Origin of the sequence: Nocardioides marinquilinus (genome assembly GCF_039543705.1) — a bacterium.
In the GTDB taxonomy this organism is placed as follows: domain Bacteria; phylum Actinomycetota; class Actinomycetes; order Propionibacteriales; family Nocardioidaceae; genus Nocardioides; species Nocardioides marinquilinus.
Genome location: NZ_BAABKG010000001.1, coordinates 1,147,248 through 1,164,104, shown reverse-complemented (window position 1 = coordinate 1,164,104; position 16,857 = coordinate 1,147,248). Strand labels below are relative to the sequence as shown.

Sequence of the window (16,857 nt, the reverse complement as noted above, 5' to 3'; positions counted from 1 at the left end):
TCGGATCTCTCCCGGAGAAGATCCGATCATTGCCGGGAGGAATTCCGTCCGGGGATGTCGAGAACGCGGCGACGGCTCCGTCCCAGGGTCGAGCGCGGCCACCGGGCCGCACCCCAACCGAGGAGAACGACATGGCCAAGTACCTGCTGCTCAAGCACTACCGCGGCGCTCCCCGCGGCGTGAACGACGTCCCGATGGACCAGTGGACGCAGGGCGAGATCGACGACCACATCGCCTACATGCAGCGCTTCGCCGACCGGCTCGAGGCCTCGGGCGAGTTCGTCGACGGGCAGGCGCTCGCCCCCGAGGGGATGTGGGTGCAGTACGGCGGCGAGGGCAAGGCGCCCGTCACCGACGGCCCGTTCGCGGAGACCAAGGACCTCATCGCCGGCTGGATGATCATCGACGTCGACAGCCAGGACCGCGCGGTCGAGCTGGCTGGCGAGCTGTCGGCAGCTCCCGGCAAGAACGGCGAGCCGATCCACGAGTGGCTCGAGGTGCGGCCGTTCCTCGCGCACCCGCCGACCGTCGAGGGGTGAGCACGCCGCTCGACGCGGCCGCCGTCCGTGTCCTCGTGCCGTCGGTGATCGGCGTCCTGGTGCGCCGGGGCGCCGGGTTCGCCGACGCCGAGGACGCCGTCCAGGAGGCGCTCGTCGAGGCGCTGCGCACCTGGCCCGACGACCCGCCCCGCGACCCGAAGGCCTGGCTGGTCACGGTGGCGTGGCGCCGGTTCGTCGACGCCGCCCGCTCGGAGGCGGCGCGGCGCCGGCGCGAGGAGCGGGCCGAGGAGGAGCCGTTACCCGGACCGGTGCCCGAGGCCGACGACGCGCTGCAGCTGTACTTCCTGTGCGCGCACCCGTCGTTGACGCCGTCGTCGGCGGTCGCGCTGACGCTGCGGGCGGTGGGCGGGCTGACCACGCGGCAGATCGCCGAGGCCTACCTGGTGCCGGAGGCGACGATGGCCCAGCGCGTCAGCCGCGCCAAGCGCACCGTCACCGGCGAGCGGCTCGACCGGCCCGGTGACGTCGCCACCGTGCTCCGCACGCTCTACCTCGTCTTCAACGAGGGCTACTCCGGCGAGGTCGACCTGGCGGCCGAGGCGATCCGGCTCACCCGACGGCTCGCCGCCGCCGTCGACCACCCCGAGGTGGCCGGGCTGTTGGCGCTGATGCTGCTGCACCACGCCCGCCGAGGTGCGCGGACGACGTCCGTCGGCCGGCTGGTGCCGCTGGCCGAGCAGGACCGCGGCCGGTGGGACACCACGCTGATCACCGAGGGGGTCGAGGTGCTGCAGGCGGCGCTGGCGCGCGACCGGCTGGGCGGGTTCCAGGCACAGGCCGCGATCGCGGCGCTGCACGCCGACGCCCCCACGGCGGCCGAGACCGACTGGGTGCAGGTCGTGGAGTGGTACGACGAGCTGCTGCGGTTCACCGACACCGCCGTCGTCCGGCTCAACCGGGCCGTCGCCGTCGGCGAGGCCGACGGTCCGCGCGCCGGGCTGGCCGCGCTCGCCGAGGTCGACCCCACCGTGCCGCGCCACACCGCCGTGGCGGCCTACCTGCACGAGCGGGACGGCGACCCCGCCACCGCCGCCCGCCTGTACGCCGAGGCCGCCCACCGCGCCCCCAACCTCGCCGAGCGCGACCACCTCACCCGCCAGGCCGCCCGCCTGAACGCCGGCCGCTGAGGCCGGGGGTCTCGAGGCTCGTCGCCGGGGCTCCTCACACCTCGACCATCGTCGGAGGTGCGAACGGCCGTGGGGCCTGTCAGGCGGGGGGCGGTACCGGGCTGGGGGCGTAGCGGCCCTCGTTGCCACGGGGACGGGTGCCGTCGAGGTCGGTGAGGTCGTAGACGTCGGCCATCTCGGCGACGTCGACGACCTGGCCGGTGAACCGCATCGCGTCGGGGTCGGCGGCGAGGGCGGCGACGACGCGGGCGGCGAAGTGGGGGGTCTCGGTGCGGCCGGCCAGCTCGTCGGCGGTGTGGTGGGTCAGCATCAGCTCGGTGCGCATCCACCCCGGCGCGACCGCGACCACCGGGATGCCCTGCCGCTGCAGGTGGTGGCCGAGCGCGTAGACGAGCCGGTTCTTGGCCGCCTTGCTCGACTCGTAGGGCAGCCAGGCCGGCGGCTCGGGCGTGTGCCACGTCGTGGTGAGGACGACGCCCCACCCGGCCGGGCCCATCGCGTGCCGCAGCACCAGCAGCGAGGTGACGTAGTCGGAGTACGCGCCGGCCAGCAGCATGTTCCGGAACTGGTCGAGCGGCTCGTCCCACACCTCCTCCCCGAGCGGCGCGTCGTGGGCGTCGTGCCCGCCCCACGCGTTGTTGACCAGGACGTCGATGCGACCGTGCCGCGCCACCACGTCGCGCACCAGCGCCTCGACCTGGTCGGGCTCGGTGTGGTCGCACCGGTGCCACTCCGCGCTGCCGCCGGCCCCGGTCACCGCGTCGACGGTGCCCTCGAGCGTCAGGTCGTCGACGGCGTCCTGGGTGGCGCCGGCGCGGGTGCTGCGGCCGGTGCACACCACGTGCGCGCCGGCCCGGGCGAGCTCGACCGCGCACGCGCGGCCGAGCCCCCGGGAGGCGCCGGTGACCAGGGCGACGCGTCCGGTGAGGGGCGGGGTCACGTCCATGCCGTCATCCTGCGACGGCGCGCCCCTCACCGACTTGATCGACCTTGCTCAGCCGGGTCAGGCCTGGACGGCGTTCACCTCGTAGCTGGTGTTGATCGACTCGAAGAAGTTGACCAGCTGCAGGGTGTCGTTGGCGGTCGCCATCCACTTCGCCGGGTTGGCGACGCCGTAGTGCGGCGCGAACCCGAGCTCCTCGAGGCGCCGGTCGGCCAGGTAGCGCACGTAGGTGTTGATGTAGTCGGCGTTGAGGCCGAGGATGCCGTGCGGCAGCAGGTCGCGGTTGTAGGCCTCCTCCATCTCGACCGCGTCGAGCACCATCTGCCGGATCTCGGCGGCGAACTCCTCGGTCGCGACGTCGGGGTTCTCCTCGAGCACCGTGAGGATCAGGTTGATCCCGAACTTCAGGTGCAGCGACTCGTCGCGCACGATCCAGTCGATGAGCGAGCCGAAGTTGCGCAGCAGGTTCCGCTGCCGGAAGCTCAGCGCCACCATGAACCCGGAGTAGAACCAGATCCCCTCGAGGATGACGTTGTAGGCCACCAGGTTGCGCACGAAGTCCTGCTTGCCTGCGGTGGTGGAGATGTCGAGCGTCTGCTCGGTCATCCGCCGGATGAAGCGGACCTCGAACTCCTCCTTCGCCGCCATCGACGGCACCGTCACATGCGATTCGTACGCCGCCTCACGGTCGATCGGGAAGGTCTCGAGCACGTACTCGAAGCTCATGCAGTGGTTGGCCTCCTCCCACATCTGCTTGGCCAGGTAGAGGTGGCACTCGGCGGCGTTGACGTAGGGGTAGACCCCGAACGCGAGCGCCTTGTTGACCAGCAGCTCGTTCGGGTTGAAGTAGCTCATCAAGAAGGTGAGCGCCTGCCGCTCGTCGTCGCTCATCCGCTCGAAGTCGGCGAGGTCCTCGCCGAGCTGCACCTCGTTCGGGAACCAGGTGTTGGCCACCGCCTGGTCGTAGAGCTCCATCGCCCAGGGGTAGGTGACCGGCTTGAGCAGCAGACCGTCCTGGATGCCGGTGCCGAGGATGCCGCGCGCCCCGCTCACTGGCACGACTCGCAGTTCAGGCGCTCCTGCGGGTCGACCGGGCAGGTCTCCTCCAGCACCGTCAGCCCTTCGACAGGCTCAGGGCCCGTGGGGGGCCCTTCGACAGGCTCAGGGGCCGTGGCGGCCGGGACGGCGGCGCCGAACCCGCGCCGGGACGCCGCCTTGTTGACCTTCACCGTGGACTGCTCGGCGGTGTGCCGCGGCATCATGTGCAGGTAGTAGGTGGTCTTCAGGCCCATGCGCCACGCGGCGGCGTACAGCTCGACCATCGAGCTCACGTTGCGGTCGGCGAGGTAGATGTTGCGGCTGATGGCCTGGTCGATCCACTTCTGCGCGCGGGCGGCGACCTCAAGGTAGGCGCGGCCCGAGAGCTGGAACGAGGTGCGGTAGACCTCCACCAGCTCGGCCGGCACCGGGTGCGTCTCGGCCACCTTCGCGAGGTCGCCCTGGTGGCGCAGCAGGTCCTCGCGCACCGTCTCCCACAGCCCGAGGGCGCGCAGGTCCTCGACGAGGTTGCGGTTCACCTCGAGGAACTTGCCGGCGCTGGTGGCGCGGCTGAAGATCTGGCTGAACTGCGGGTCGAGCCCGGGCGTCGTCCCGGCCACGAGGCCGATGGACGCCGTCGGCGCGATCGCCAGCAGCGTCGAGTTGCGGACGCCGCCCGCCACCTTGGTGCGCAGCGCGTCCCAGTCCAGGCGCGTGGTGCGGTCGACCTCGACCGGCACGCCGCGGTCGGCGGCCAGCCGGTCGAGCGAGTCGATCGGCACCAGGCCGCGGCTCCAGCCCGACCCCTCGAAGTGCGGGTAGGCGCCGCGCTCGCGGGCCAGGTCGGCCGAGGCGTCGATGGCGTGCCAGCTGACGAACTCCACGAGCCGGTCGACCAGGTCGTAGGCGGCCTCGGACTCGTAGCTCAGCCCCATGCGCTCGACGACGTCGGTGAAGCCCATGACGCCGAGGCCGAGCGCGCGGTTGAGCTCGTTGGAGCGCTCCGACTCGGGCACCGAGCTGATGGTGATGTCGATGAGGTTGTCGAGCTGGCGCACCGCGAGCCGGGTCGAGGCGGCCAGCAGGTCCCAGTCGACGCGGGCGTGCTGCCGGCGTCCGGTGACGTGGCGGGCGAGGTTGACCGAGGCCAGGTTGCAGACCGAGACGTGGTCACGGTCCTGCGGCAGCGTGATCTCGGTGCACAGGTTCGACAGGTGGATCGTGCCGGTGTTGTCGTTCAGCGCCCGGGTGTTGATGGTGTCCTTCCACGTCAGCCACGGGTGCGAGGTCGACTGCAGCGAAGTGAGGATGGCGCGGAACTGCTCGCGCGCCCCCACCCTCTTGTGCCGCAGCTCGCCGGCCTCGGCCCGCGCCACGTAGTGCTCGTAGCGGCGCGAGAAGGCCGCGCCGGTGAGCTCGACGAGGTCCTCGGCGTCCGCGGGGTCGAAGAGGTACCACGGCTGGTCGCGCTCGACGCGGCGCATGAACTCGTCGCTGATCCAGACCGCGGTGTTGGCGGTGCGGGTGCGCCGGTAGGGGTCGCCGGAGTTCTGCCGCAGGTCGAGGAAGGCGGGGAAGTCGAGGTGCCAGTTCTCCATGTAGAAGCACAGCGCGCCGAACTTCTTGCCGCCACGGCTCACCGCGCGCAGCGTGGAGTCGATGGTGTGCATGAACGGGATCGGCCCGGTCGAGACGGTGTTGTTCGACCGGATCGGGCTGCCCTCGGCGCGCAGCTTGCTCACCGACAGGCCGATGCCGCCGGTGCCCTTGGTCAGCCACATGACGTCGCGCACCGACTTGGCGATGTGCTCGATCTCGTCCTCCATCTGCATCACGAAGCAGTTGGAGAGCTGGCTGTACGACGTGCCTGCGTTGACCAGGGTCGAGCCGGCGGCGAGGTACTGCAGCCGCGACATCGAGTCGTAGAAGCGCAGGGCGGCGGCGTTGGGGTCGTCCTCGTTGAGCGAGAGGCCCATCGCGACGCGCATCCAGAAGAACTGCGGCATCTCCATCGGCCGGCCGTCGGGCGCGAGGATCATGTAGCGGGTGCGCATCGTCTGCAGCCCGGTGTAGCGCAGCAGGTCGTCGCGCGCCGGGTCGAGCGCGGCGCCGAGCCGCTGCAGGTCGAACAGCTCGACCAGCCGGGTGTCGAGCAGGCCGAGGTCGACGCCGCGGGCCACGTAGGCCACGAACGCCTCGGCGTGGAAGGCGGCGACCTCCTCGCGCGTGACGCCCTCGCCGAAGATCGCCTTAAAGAGGCTCTTGACCAGCAGCCGCGCCGCGATCGTGTCGTAGGCCGGGTCGTCCTTGACGTTCTGCAGGGCCACCTGGACGACGGCCTCGTCGAGCTGCTCGCTGGTGATGCCGTCGAACAGCGTGATCTCCAGCTCGGCCCGCAGCTGCGTCGCGCGGGCGACCTCGTCGTCGAGGCCGGCCGCGGCCTCCTCGATGGAACGGGCGATCTCGTAGCCGTCGTAGTCCGACGTCGTGCCGTCGCGCTTGACGACGCGGATGCTGCTACCTGTGCCGGGCCCTGTGGTGCTCTGGTCGTGGGTCGTGCCCTGGGTCGTGCTCATCTGCCTCCACCCCTCGTGGAACGCTCGTGACGGGTGCGTCCGCGACGACGCGGGCAGGAGAGGAGACCGGGAGTCTGATCCCCTGACCTTCCCTCGAGGTCGCGGACCCCCACCGGACGGCGGGGCGCTGGCAGGTCTTCGGACTCGTGGGCGCACGTGCCGGCCTACTGTCCGCCGCTTCCCGGGCGCCGCTGGACGCGGCGTCCCCAGTGCTGTTGACGGAGGTCGTTCCCACTCACCGCTGCGGGGCAGTCCCGGACTCCCACCGGGTTCCCTCTTGCGACGGCCCCCCTGGATGACGGGCCGAACCAGCTGCGTTAGCCACCATATACGGGAATGACACCGGTGTAACTACCCACATCTGGTGTTTCGCGACCTCGTCACCGCGACAGGTGCGAACGGAGGCGCGGCGCACAGCCGCCCGTGCGCATGATGGTCGAGCCCCCCGGCCCGGCCCTACGGTGGACGCCGTACGGCTCTCTCCGTACCTGCCCCGCACCACGTGTCGACGCGGTGCCTCCCGCCCCCGCAGCGCCTCGGCGTTGTGGGGGCGGGTCACCGGCAGGCCGCCGGCAGGACCAGGCAGGGATCAGGCGGAGTCGCCTGTCGCCCGCTGGGGTGCGTAGCGGCTGGCCCACAGCACGGCGTCCACACGCCGGCTGACACCGATGCGCCGGTAGGCGTGGCGCAGGTGCGTCTTGACCGTGTTGACGCTGAGGTAGAGGGCACGAGCGATGTCGGCGTTGCTCTCGCCACGACCGACGTGGCTCATGACCTCGAACTCGCGGTCGGTGAGGTTGGCCGGGTTGCGCGGGTTGCCCGGGGGCAGGTCGATATCGGGTCGGTTGTCGTTCTGGATCTGCGTCATCTTCGCTTCCGTCCGTGCTTCGTCTCGGCCACGGGCGGCAGGTGGAGCGGGTGCCACACCTGCGTCTGGGGCCACGGGTGAAGCGGGGCGTCTTCGACCGTACACAGACCCGCCGACAAGGGGATCACCCCTGCCGCGACGAGCAGGTCACACTGCGGCGTGGCGGCTCAGGGCTGCAACCGGGTCGTCTCGTTGTCGGCCGGGTACTTGTCCGGATCGCCGGTGACGGCGGCCCGCACGGCCCCGATCAGGCGCTTCACGCGCGAGCGCGAGGCCTCCCAGTACTCCGCGGTCTCGGCGTGCACCTTGAGCAGCGCGATGCCCGGGGTGTCGAGCCCGTCGGAGAACCAGATCTCGAGCGGCTGCGACCACAGCTCCTCCATCTTGGCGCGGTCGTGCACCACCTCGGCAGCGCCCGAGATCGACGTCCACGCCTGGTGGTCGCCGTCGTCGAAGGCCGCGTTGACCTGCGGGTGGCTGCGCACCTGGGCGACCTTGTCGGAGCCGTCGTCGACGAAGAACCAGAGGTCGCCGTCGAACTCGACGCCCTGCACCGCCATCGGCCGGCTCACGTGCCGCCCGTCGTCGGTCATCGTGGTGAGCATGCAGAACCGGGCCTGGTCGACGAGCTCGGCCACCTTGGCGCGGCCGTCCTCGGTGCTGTCGGTGGTCTGGGTCATGGGGACTCCTCGGGTCGGGGTGTCCCTCCAGCCAAGCCCGGCGGCGGCGACGAGCCGGCCACCCGGCCGGATGAGCGGTCAGCCGGTGGTCCGGGCGCCACGCCACGAGGCCCAGAGCGCCGCGTAGGGGCCACCGGCGGCAACGAGCTCGTCGTGCGGGCCCTGCTCGACCACCCGGCCCCGGTCGAGGACGACGACGCGGTCGGCCGCGACCGCCTGGGTGAGGCGGTGGGCGATGACGAGCGCGGTGCGCCCCGCCAGCGCGGTCTCGGCCGCCGCCTCCAGGGTGCGCGCGCCGGCGCTGCCCGCCTCGGCGGTGGCCTCGTCGAGGACGGCGACCGCCGGGTCGGCCAGCAGCAGCCGGGCCAGCGCCAGCAGCTGCGCCTGCGTGGCGCCCACCTCGGTGTGGATGTCGGCGACGTCGCCGTCGAGCGCGAGGCCGACGCCGAGCCGGTCGAGCGCCGTCCGCAGCTCGGCGTCGGTGGCACCGGGGCGGGCGAGGCGCAGGTTGTCGGCGACGGTGCCGGCGAAGACGTGCACCTCCTGGGTGACGAGCACGACGTGGCGGCGCAGGTCGGGCAGGTCGTCGAGCGGCACCCCGCCGATGCGCACCTCGCCGTCGGTGGGGCGGCGCACGCCGGCGACGAGGGTGCCGAGCGTGGTCTTGCCGGCGCCGCTGGCGCCGACGACGGCGACGCGCTCACCGGGGGCGAGGTCGAGGTCGACGCCGTGCAGCACCTCCTCGTCGTCCCCGTAGGCGTGCCGCAGCCCGCGGACGGCGAGCGCGGCGTCGCGCGGCACCGCGCCGCCGGTGGGCGTCGGGTCGAGCGGAACGTCGACCACGCCGACCAGCCGGGCCAGCGCCGCGCCGGCCGACTGCGCCTCGTCGAGCAGGTAGAGCAGCTGCATCAGCGGGCTGAACAGCCGCAGGAAGTACAGGACGGCGGCCGTGGCCGCGCCGATCGTGACGGCGTCCGCGCGCACCAGCCAGAACCCGGCCGCGAGCAGCGAGAGGACGCCGAGGCCCTCGGCCGCGTTGAGCAGGTAGCCGAAGCGCGCCTGCATGGTGCGGGTGCGCATCGAGGCGGTGAGCGCGTCGGCGGAGGTGCGTGCCAGCCGGGCGTGGTGGCGGCGCTGCAGGCGCAGCGCGCGGATCGTGGCGGACCCGCCGAGGGTGTCGACCAGCGAGCCGGTGGCCACGCCGTCGGCGACCCGCTCGGCGGCGTAGCGCGGGCCCGAGGCGCGCAGGTACCAGCGGGTCGCCAGCACCCACAGCGGCAGCGGGGCGAGGCCGGCGAGGGCGAGCCGCCAGTCGAGCACGGCGAGCCCGGCGACGGTGAGCGCGACGTCGAGGGTGCACAGCACCAGCAGGGGCACCGCCTCGCGGATCGCCTGCGAGATGACGGCGACGTCGCCGCCGGTGCGCTGCACGAGGTCGCCCGAACCGGCACGCTCGACCACGCCGATCGGCAGCCGCAGCGCCCGCTCGACGACGCGCTCGCGCAGCCGGGCCAGCACGGTCTCGCCGAGGCGGGCGGTGAGCACGACGCCGACGCCCTCGAAGGCCGCCCGCGCCAGCAGGGCGCCGAGCAGCAGCAGGGCGAGCAGCCGCAGCGACGCGCGGCCGTCGTCCGCGCCGTCCGGGCCCTCGACCACCACGTCGACGACGCGGCCGAGCAGCGGCGGCACGAGGACGACGGCGAGCGCGGCCAGCGTCATCACAGCGGCGGTGGCGGCGGTGAGCCCGCCGTGGCCGCGCAGCAGCTCGCGCACCGCGGCGCGGGTGCGGGCGGCGGTGGCGATCGGCAGCAGCTGCCGGGGCGCGGCGCTCATCCGAGCACCACCGCGCGGTAGCCGGGATCGACGAGCAGCGAGGCGTGGGTGCCCTCGGCGACCACGCCGCCGCCGTCCACGAGGACGACGCGGTCGCAGCGCGCCAGCAGCGCGGGGCTGGCGGTGAGGAGCAGCGTGGTGCGGCCGGCGCGGTGGCGGCGCAGCCCGTCGGCCACGCGGTCCTCGGTGGCGGCGTCGACGGCGGTGGTGGGCTCGTGCAGCACCAGCACGTCGGCCTCGGTGGCGAGGGCCCGGGCGAGCACCAGCCGCTGCCGCTGACCGCCCGAGAGGGAGCGTCCGCGCTCGCCGATCTCGGCGTCGAGGCCCTCCGGCCGGCCGGCGACGACGTCCGCGGCGGCCGAGGCGGTGAGGACGCCGGCCCAGCCGGACTCGTCGCGGGTCGCGTCGGCCGGGGCGAGGTTCTCGGCCACCGTGCCCTCGAACAGGACGGCGTCGTGGCGGGCCACCACGACGCGGCGGCGCACGGCGTCGAGGTCGAGGTCGGCGGCGTCGCGGTCGTCGAGCAGGAGGGTGCCGGCGTCGTCGTCGCGGGCGAGCGTGCGCAGCAGCGGCTCGGCGCGGGCGGGGTCGGCGGCGACGACGCCGAGGTGCTCGCCGGCCGCGACGTCGAGCGCGAGGCCGTCGCGCCTGACCGCGACGGCGACCGGGCCGGGAGCGTCGTCCGCCGTCGAGCCGCCGCCGGTGACGGCGGGCGGGGCCGCGAGCAGGTGGGCCAGCCGACCGCCCGCGCCGCGGGCGCCGGCGAGCAGCTGACCGAACAGGGCGAGGCGCTCGAGCGGCTCCATCAGGAACTGCGCGAGGCCGACGGCGGCCACGAGGTCGCCGACGCTGATGGTGCCCGACAGCGCGAGCTCGCCGCCGACCCACGCGACGGCCACGAGCAGCACGCCGCTGAGCGCGGTCGTGACGCCCTCGTAGGCGCCCTCGGCACGGGCGGCGTGCAGGCGAGCGGCGAGCGCGGCCCGGCTGGTGCGCCCGTAGCCCGCCCCGGCGGCGTCCTCGGCGCCGATGCCCTTGACCACCCGCAGCCCCTCGACGAGGTCGGTCGCGACGGCGGTGGCCTCGGCGAGGGTCGCCTGCTCGCGCTCGGCGCGCCCGACCAGCGGGCCCGAGAGCACCTGCGAGAGCACCAGGACGACGCCCGCCCCGACCAGCACCACGGCGGCCAGCACCGGCGAGGCGGCGAGCAGCACGGCGGCGCCGCCGACGAGCGCGGCGCCGGAACCGGCGAGCAGCACGACGGGGTCGGTGACGGTGGCGGCCCGGGCGGCGTCGACGCCGGCAGCGCCCACCAGCTCGCCCGGCGTCTCACCTCGGCGGGCGCCGAGGCCGCCGCGGGGGTCGAGGGCGCGGGCGGCGAGCCGCAGCCGCAGGTCACGGCGGATCGAGAACTCCGCCCGCGACAGCAGCCAGTAGCCGAAGCCGCCGCACGTGGCGAGGGCGACGAAGACCGCGACGACGACCCCGAGCCACAGCAGCAGCGCGCTGCCGTCGCCGGTGGCGACGGCGCGGTCGATGGCGGCGCCGGCGACGACGGGCACGGCGGCCTCGCACAGCTGGTGGCCGACCACCAGCACGGCGGACGACGTGGTGTCGCGACGGCGGCGACGGATCGCACTGCCGAGGAGACGGGCGGCCGACGGCGGCGGGGGCGCGGCGGCGGTCACTGAGGTGACCCTAACCGGCGCCGGGCCGGGAGCCGCGTCCTGACCAGCTTCCGGGGCCAGGACGCGGCGAGCGCCGATCACCCGGAGCGGGTGGAACGCACCACCCGGATCGTGGTGAGGTCACTCGGCTGCGCCAGCCTGGCCGCTGGACGGGGGTCCCGTGCTCACCCCTGGCGGTGGGCGGTGACCGCGGCGACCACGGCCGCCGGTCCGGGAGCCTCCTCCAGGCGGTCGACCGGCACGGGCAGCGGCAGGCTCCAGTTGTCGCGCTGGGTGTGGTCGGTGCCGGGCACGTTCGGACGCCGCTCCTGGCCGAGCGCGTCCTCGATGGCGAGGGCGAGCAGCAGGCTGGGCGCGCCGCCGAGACGGGCGTAGACCTTCGCGACGGCGGCGTCGACGCCGTCGGCGGGGGTGGCGCCCGCACGCGCCAGCTGCTCGAGCATCGAGGCGCGGCCGGCGCGGACGTCGTCCGGGGTCATGTCGGAGGCGGCGAGCACGTCGTCCACGTCGGAGCCGGTGACCAGCCCGGGCACCGTGGGCAGGTCGTGTGTGGTGACGGCGGCGAGCGAGCCCGCGGGCCACGTCTCGGGCTCGTCGTCCTCGAACCAGAGCACGCGGTAGCCGAGGATGCCGCGCTCGGCCAGCGCCTCGCGGACGCCGTCCTCGACGGTGCCGAGGTCCTCGCCGACCACGACGGCACCGGCGCGGTGGGACTCGAGGCAGACGATGTCGAGCAGGTCGTCGGAGGGGTAGCGCACGTAGCAGCCGTCGGTGGCGGCGGAGCCCTCCGGGATCCACCAGAGGCGGAACAGGCCCATGACGTGGTCGATGCGCAGGCCGCCGGCGCCGGCGATGGTGGCGCGCACCGACTGCACGAACGGCTCGTAGTCGGCGGCCTGCAGCCGCCACGGCACGAACGGCGGCGACGACCAGTCCTGGCCGACGGTGTTGAGGGCGTCGGGCGGCGCGCCGACCGTGGCGCCGATGGCGAGCACGTCCTGCCGGGCCCAGGCGTCGGCGCCGCCGCCGGAGACGCCGATGGGCAGGTCCTGGATCACCGTCAGGTCGCCGGTGGCCTCGCGCAGCTGCTCGGCGAGCAGCCACTGCAGCCAGGCGTGGAAGGCGACGTCGTCCTGCCGGGTCGCGACGGCCTCGGCGACGGCGGACGACGCGGGGTCGCGCAGCGCCTCGGGCCAGGCCCGCCAGTCGCCGCCGTGCTCCTCGCACAGCACCGACCAGGTGGCGAAGCGCTCGAGGGCCTCGCCCTGCTCGGCGCGCCAGGCGGTGAAGGCGGCGTCCGGCCGGCTCGCCTCGGCGTCGAAGCGACGGCGGAGGAGGCCGAGCTTCTCGGCCCACACGGCGTCGCGGTCGATGACGTCGGGGCGGTGCGGCGCGGCGCCGTCGACGCGCAGGTAGAGCGGGTTGCGGAAGCGGCGGGTGGCGGGCAGGTAGGGGCTCGACTCGACCGGCGTCACCGGGGCGACGGCGTGCAGCGGGTTGACGACGAGGAAGCCGCCGCCGGCCGCCTCGGTCCACTCGCGGAGGGTGCGCAGGTCGGCGAGGTCGCCGATGCCCGCGCTGCCGCTCGACAGGGCGGCGTACAGCTGCACCGCCCAGCCCCACGACTGCCGCTCGGGCACGAAGCAGCGGCCCGGCGAGACGACGAGGCGCCGCGTGGTGCCGGCGGCGGTGGTGAGCGCGTGGTAGCCGAGCGGGGCGTCGTCCGGGACGACGTCGTCGAGGGTGAACCGGCTGCCGTCCTCGCACGTCACCTCGCCGCGCAGGCCGGTCGCGCGGCCGGGTCGGGTGACCACCGGGCCGGTGTCGGCGAGGTCGGCGGGCGGGCGGCCCGCGAGCTCGCGGACCCGCCGGACGGTCTCGTCGGTGGCGTGCTGCGGCTGGTCGTCGGAGTCCAGCCACGACGACTGGACGCCGTACTCGTCGATCACGGCCCGATCCTGTCAGGCTGGGGGCATGGGCCAGCTGCTGCGGGTGCAGAGCTTCAGCGTCTCCGCCGACGGATACGGCGCCGGCGAGGGGCAGAGCCTCGAACGGCCGTTCGGGCACGTCGACCCGCCCACCCTGCACGGGTGGGCGTTCGCGAGCGCGAGCTGGCCGGGTCGCACCGACGGCGTCGGGCGCCGTGGGCTCGACGACTACCTGGTGCGCGACTTCGACCACGGCATCGGCGCCGAGATCATGGGGCGCAACAAGTTCAGCCCGCACCGCGGCCCGTGGAACGACCACGAGTGGCAGGGCTGGTGGGGTGACGAGCCGCCGTTCCACACCCCGGTGTTCGTGATGACCCACCACCCGCGGCCGTCGTTCACGCTGTCGGACACGACCTTCCACTTCGTCGGCGGCGACCCGGCGGCGGTGCTGGAGCAGGCACGCGCGGCCGCCGGTGGCCTCGACGTCCGGCTCGGCGGCGGCGCGTCGGTGATCCGGCAGTTCCTGGACGCCGACCTCGTCGACACCCTCCACGTCGCCGTCTCCCCCGTCGAGCTCGGCGCCGGCACCCGCCTCTGGACCTCCCCCGACGAGCTGCGCGACCGGTTCGAGGTCGACGTCGTCCCCTCCGAGCGCGGCGGCGTCGTCCACCACCTGTTCTGGCGGAAGTGACCACGGTCTGCCCGTCAACGGTGGTCGAGCATCGAGCGCCAGCGAGCGTCGTCGAAACCACCGGCCCGACGAGGCCAGCCCGACCCACGGACCCTGAGCTTGTCGAAGGGCCCTCCCAGCCCAACCCGCCCGCACGGCGCAGCCCTTGACGATGGTCGAGGTGCGAGGAGCCCTGGCGACGAGCCTCGAGACCACCGGCCCGTCGAGGCCAACCTGCCTACACGGACCCTGAGCTCGTCAAAGGGCCCGGACGCCGCAACCGGTGGTTGAGCAGCGAGCCCCAGCGAGCGTCGTCGAAACCACCGGCCCTCACAGCCCAGCCCGACCCCACGGACCCTGAGCTTGTCGAAGGGCCTTCTGGAGTTCTCCACAGGTCATCGAACACACCAGCGGTTGTCAGTGGTCGACGGTAGAATCGGCGCATGCCGACCACCACCCAGACCCCGCGCGTGAGCAGCGACCCGCTGCTCGACGCGGTCGAGTCGGTGGTGGCCGAACAGGTCCGGGTGGACGTCGCCAAGCTCCGCGCCGTGCTCGCCTGGGCAGCCGACCACACCACCACCGACGCCGACTACATCGCCGACGCCCTCGCCGAGCCCGGGCTCGAGGTCGCCGGCCCCGGCGCTCCCGTTGTGCTCGAGTGGGCGGCCCTCGACCTTGCGGCCGTCATGGGCGTCTCGACCGACTCCGGGCTGCGCTACCTGGGCCACGCCCTCGAGCTGCGCCACCGCCTTCCTTGCTTGTACGGCCGGGTCCTCGCCATGGAGGTGCCGGTGTGGCGGGCGTTCCGCGTCGCCGAGCACACCGTGATCCTCAGCAAGGTCGGCGCCGCCTTCGTCGACCAGGCGTTGGCAACCTTCGCCCACGACCTCTCCCTCGCCCAGATCGAACGGACCACCGCCGCCGCCATCGCCCGGTTCGACCCCGCCGAGGCTGAGAGGCGTCGGGTCGAGGCCGCCGAGCGACGCGGTGTCGACATCCGACTCGACGGCCTCGACGTCCCGATCAACGGCACCGTCGAGATCGCCGCAACCCTTGACGTCGCCGACGCGATCGACCTCGAAGCCGCCGTCCAGGCAGGTGCCCAGCAGCTCGCCGACCTCGGCTCGACCGAGACCCTCGACGTCCGCCGGTCGCAGGCATTGGGCGAGATGGCCCGCGCGCAGCTCGCGCTCGACCTGGATACAGATGCCGGTCGCGGCGTGACGCTCTACGCGCATCTCGACGGTAGTGACGTCGGCGTCCTCGACAACACCCAGACCCCGGTGCTGGTCGAGCAGATCAAGCAGTGGTGCGCCGTCCCAGGGACGAAGCTCACCGTCCGCCCGGTGATCGACCTGAACGTCGAACGAGCCAGCGACGCCTATCGCCCGAGCCCCGCCGTCAGCGAGCACGTCCTGCTCCGCGACCGCCACTGCGTCTTCCCCCGCTGCACGAGACGACGCGTCGATCTCGACCACATCCACCCCCACGAGGCCGGCGGACCGACCTCGACATCTAACCTCGCCCCGCTGTGCCGACGGCACCACCGCGCCAAGACCCACAGCCGCTGGCACTACCGCATGCTCGAACCCGGCCTCTACGAGTGGACCAGCCCCACCGGCCGCACCTTCGCCGTCGACCGACGCCGACGACCCTGACCGCCCCACACCCCGCTACAGGCGGGGCTACCGGCATGCCCCGTGCGTCACGTTCGCGTTGACCGCGCGGGGTCTCGAGGCTCGGCCGTGGCCGGCCTCGCACCTCGACCACCGTCAGGCCGACTCCGGTGGTTGAGCAGCGAGCCCTCGGCGAGCGTCGTCGAAACCACCGGCCCTCCACGCAGACGTTCGCACGGGGTGCCCTTCGACAAGCTCAGGTTCCATGGGGGTGCGTTCCCGTTGACCGTGCGAGGTCTCGACGACGGCCTCGCGCAGACGCTCGGCGTGCACGACCAGCGGATGTGGTCGGGGTGGACGGCGGCCGGGAGACTCGGGGGGTGGGGATCGGGGCGGGCGAGGCGCTGGCGGTGGCGGCGGGGGTGCACGCCGGGTTCCAGGTGACGGTGACCGTGATCGTCTACCCCGCGCTGGTGGCCCGCGCGTCGCAGCTGACATCGGAGGACTGGGCCGAGCGCCACGACGCGCACAGCCGACGCATCACGCCGGTCGTGATGGCGGTCTACGCGAGCCTGGTGGCGACGTCGGTCTGGGCGCTCCTCGACGACCCCGGTGCGCTCACGTGGGTCACGGTCGCGGCGCTCGGGTCGGTCGCCGTCATCACCGCGGTCGCCGCCGCCACCCACGGCCGCCTCGGCCGTGACGGCGCGCAGCCGCCACTGCTCCACCGGCTGATCGCGGTCGACCGCGCGCGGTGCGCCGTCGCCGTCGTGGCCGCGGCGCTCGCCGTCGTCGCCCTCGCGGCGTGAGAGCGTCGAGCCCGTGGACGAGACCGACCTGGAGCACCTGACCCGCTGCGTCGAGCTGGCGGCCGAGGCGGTCGCCGCCGGCGACCAGCCGTTCGGCTCGCTGCTCGTGGACGCCGCGGGCGACGTCCGGCGTGAGGAGCGCAACCTCGAGGGCAGCGGCGACGCGACCCAGCACCCCGAGCTCGCCCTCGCCCAGTGGGCGGCGCAGCACCTGACGCCCGCCGAGCGGGCGGGGGCGACGGTGTACACCTCCGGCGAGCACTGCCCGATGTGCTCGGCCGCCCACGCCTGGGTCGGCCTCGGCCCGATCGTCTTCGCGACGTCGGCCGCCCAGACCGCCAGCTGGTACGCCGAGCTCGGCGCCGACCCGTCACCGGTCGCGTCGCTGCCGATCGCCGAGGTGGCCCCCGGTGTCCCCACCCGCGGTCCGAGCGAGCAGCACGCGGACGCCGTACGCGAGCTGCACCGTCAGCGGTTCGGCCGCTGAGCGTCAGCGGGTGTGGTCGTCCTTCGAC

Annotated in this window: 14 protein-coding genes and 1 riboswitch; of the genes, 6 read left to right on the top strand and 8 right to left on the bottom strand. The window is 73.9% G+C overall.

Annotation, left to right across the window (positions count from 1 at the left end; genetic code table 11):
• Window positions 1-131 precede the first annotated feature (131 nt).
• Both ABEA04_RS05580 and ABEA04_RS05575 read left to right on the top strand, forming a co-directional pair.
• Window positions 132-539 (top strand): YciI family protein, encoded by a 408-nt coding sequence (locus ABEA04_RS05580; RefSeq protein ID WP_345455367.1) that lies wholly within the window; start codon window positions 132-134, stop codon window positions 537-539.
• Window positions 536-1,687, top strand: a complete 1,152-nt coding sequence (locus ABEA04_RS05575) for an RNA polymerase sigma factor (protein WP_345455365.1) — start codon at window positions 536-538, stop codon at window positions 1,685-1,687. The genes ABEA04_RS05580 and ABEA04_RS05575 overlap by 4 nt, the downstream gene beginning before the upstream one ends.
• Window positions 1,688-1,766: 79 nt before the next feature.
• Here the strand turns inward: ABEA04_RS05575 and ABEA04_RS05570 are convergent, their stop codons facing one another.
• The 8 genes from ABEA04_RS05570 to malQ all read right to left on the bottom strand — a co-directional run bounded on the left by ABEA04_RS05570 (window position 1,767) and on the right by malQ (window position 13,262).
• Window positions 1,767-2,633 (bottom strand): SDR family NAD(P)-dependent oxidoreductase, encoded by an 867-nt coding sequence (locus ABEA04_RS05570; protein ID WP_345455363.1) that lies wholly within the window; start codon window positions 2,631-2,633, stop codon window positions 1,767-1,769.
• 57 nt (window positions 2,634-2,690) lie between these two features.
• Window positions 2,691-3,665, bottom strand: coding sequence for a ribonucleotide-diphosphate reductase subunit beta (locus ABEA04_RS05565; protein ID WP_345455632.1), 975 nt, complete (start codon window positions 3,663-3,665; stop codon window positions 2,691-2,693).
• Between the two features lie 14 nt (window positions 3,666-3,679).
• On the bottom strand, window positions 3,680-6,244 hold the full coding sequence (locus ABEA04_RS05560; protein ID WP_345455361.1) for a ribonucleoside-diphosphate reductase subunit alpha: 2,565 nt from the start codon (window positions 6,242-6,244) through the stop codon (window positions 3,680-3,682).
• A gap of 126 nt (window positions 6,245-6,370) precedes the next feature.
• Window positions 6,371-6,557, bottom strand: a riboswitch (cobalamin riboswitch).
• 276 nt (window positions 6,558-6,833) lie between these two features.
• On the bottom strand, window positions 6,834-7,112 hold the full coding sequence (locus tag ABEA04_RS05555; protein ID WP_345455359.1) for a response regulator transcription factor: 279 nt from the start codon (window positions 7,110-7,112) through the stop codon (window positions 6,834-6,836).
• A gap of 167 nt (window positions 7,113-7,279) precedes the next feature.
• A complete protein-coding gene (locus tag ABEA04_RS05550; RefSeq protein ID WP_345455357.1) occupies window positions 7,280-7,792 on the bottom strand; it encodes a pyridoxamine 5'-phosphate oxidase family protein in 513 nt (170 codons plus the stop codon).
• 78 nt (window positions 7,793-7,870) lie between these two features.
• On the bottom strand, window positions 7,871-9,625 hold the full coding sequence (locus tag ABEA04_RS05545) for an ABC transporter ATP-binding protein (RefSeq protein ID WP_345455355.1): 1,755 nt from the start codon (window positions 9,623-9,625) through the stop codon (window positions 7,871-7,873).
• Window positions 9,622-11,313: an ABC transporter transmembrane domain-containing protein gene (locus tag ABEA04_RS05540; protein ID WP_345455353.1), complete on the bottom strand. Its 1,692-nt coding sequence runs from the start codon at window positions 11,311-11,313 to the stop codon at window positions 9,622-9,624. The genes ABEA04_RS05545 and ABEA04_RS05540 overlap by 4 nt, the downstream gene beginning before the upstream one ends.
• A gap of 164 nt (window positions 11,314-11,477) precedes the next feature.
• The gene (gene malQ, locus ABEA04_RS05535) at window positions 11,478-13,262 is read right to left on the bottom strand and encodes a 4-alpha-glucanotransferase (RefSeq protein ID WP_345455351.1); all 1,785 of its coding nucleotides are present in this window, start codon (window positions 13,260-13,262) and stop codon (window positions 11,478-11,480) included.
• Window positions 13,263-13,287: 25 nt separating this feature from the next.
• On the opposite strand from malQ, the gene ABEA04_RS05530 reads away from it, so the two are divergent.
• From ABEA04_RS05530 to ABEA04_RS05515, 4 genes are all read left to right on the top strand, one after another.
• Entirely contained in the window at window positions 13,288-13,935 is a 648-nt protein-coding gene (locus ABEA04_RS05530; RefSeq protein ID WP_345455349.1) for a dihydrofolate reductase family protein, read from the top strand.
• Window positions 13,936-14,357: 422 nt separating this feature from the next.
• Complete coding sequence (locus ABEA04_RS05525; RefSeq protein ID WP_345455348.1) at window positions 14,358-15,575, top strand: HNH endonuclease signature motif containing protein; 1,218 nt, start codon at window positions 14,358-14,360, stop codon at window positions 15,573-15,575.
• 338 nt (window positions 15,576-15,913) lie between these two features.
• Window positions 15,914-16,342: a hypothetical protein gene (locus ABEA04_RS05520; protein ID WP_345455345.1), complete on the top strand. Its 429-nt coding sequence runs from the start codon at window positions 15,914-15,916 to the stop codon at window positions 16,340-16,342.
• Between the two features lie 13 nt (window positions 16,343-16,355).
• Entirely contained in the window at window positions 16,356-16,829 is a 474-nt protein-coding gene (locus ABEA04_RS05515; RefSeq protein ID WP_345455343.1) for a tRNA-specific adenosine deaminase, read from the top strand.
• Window positions 16,830-16,857 lie beyond the last annotated feature (28 nt).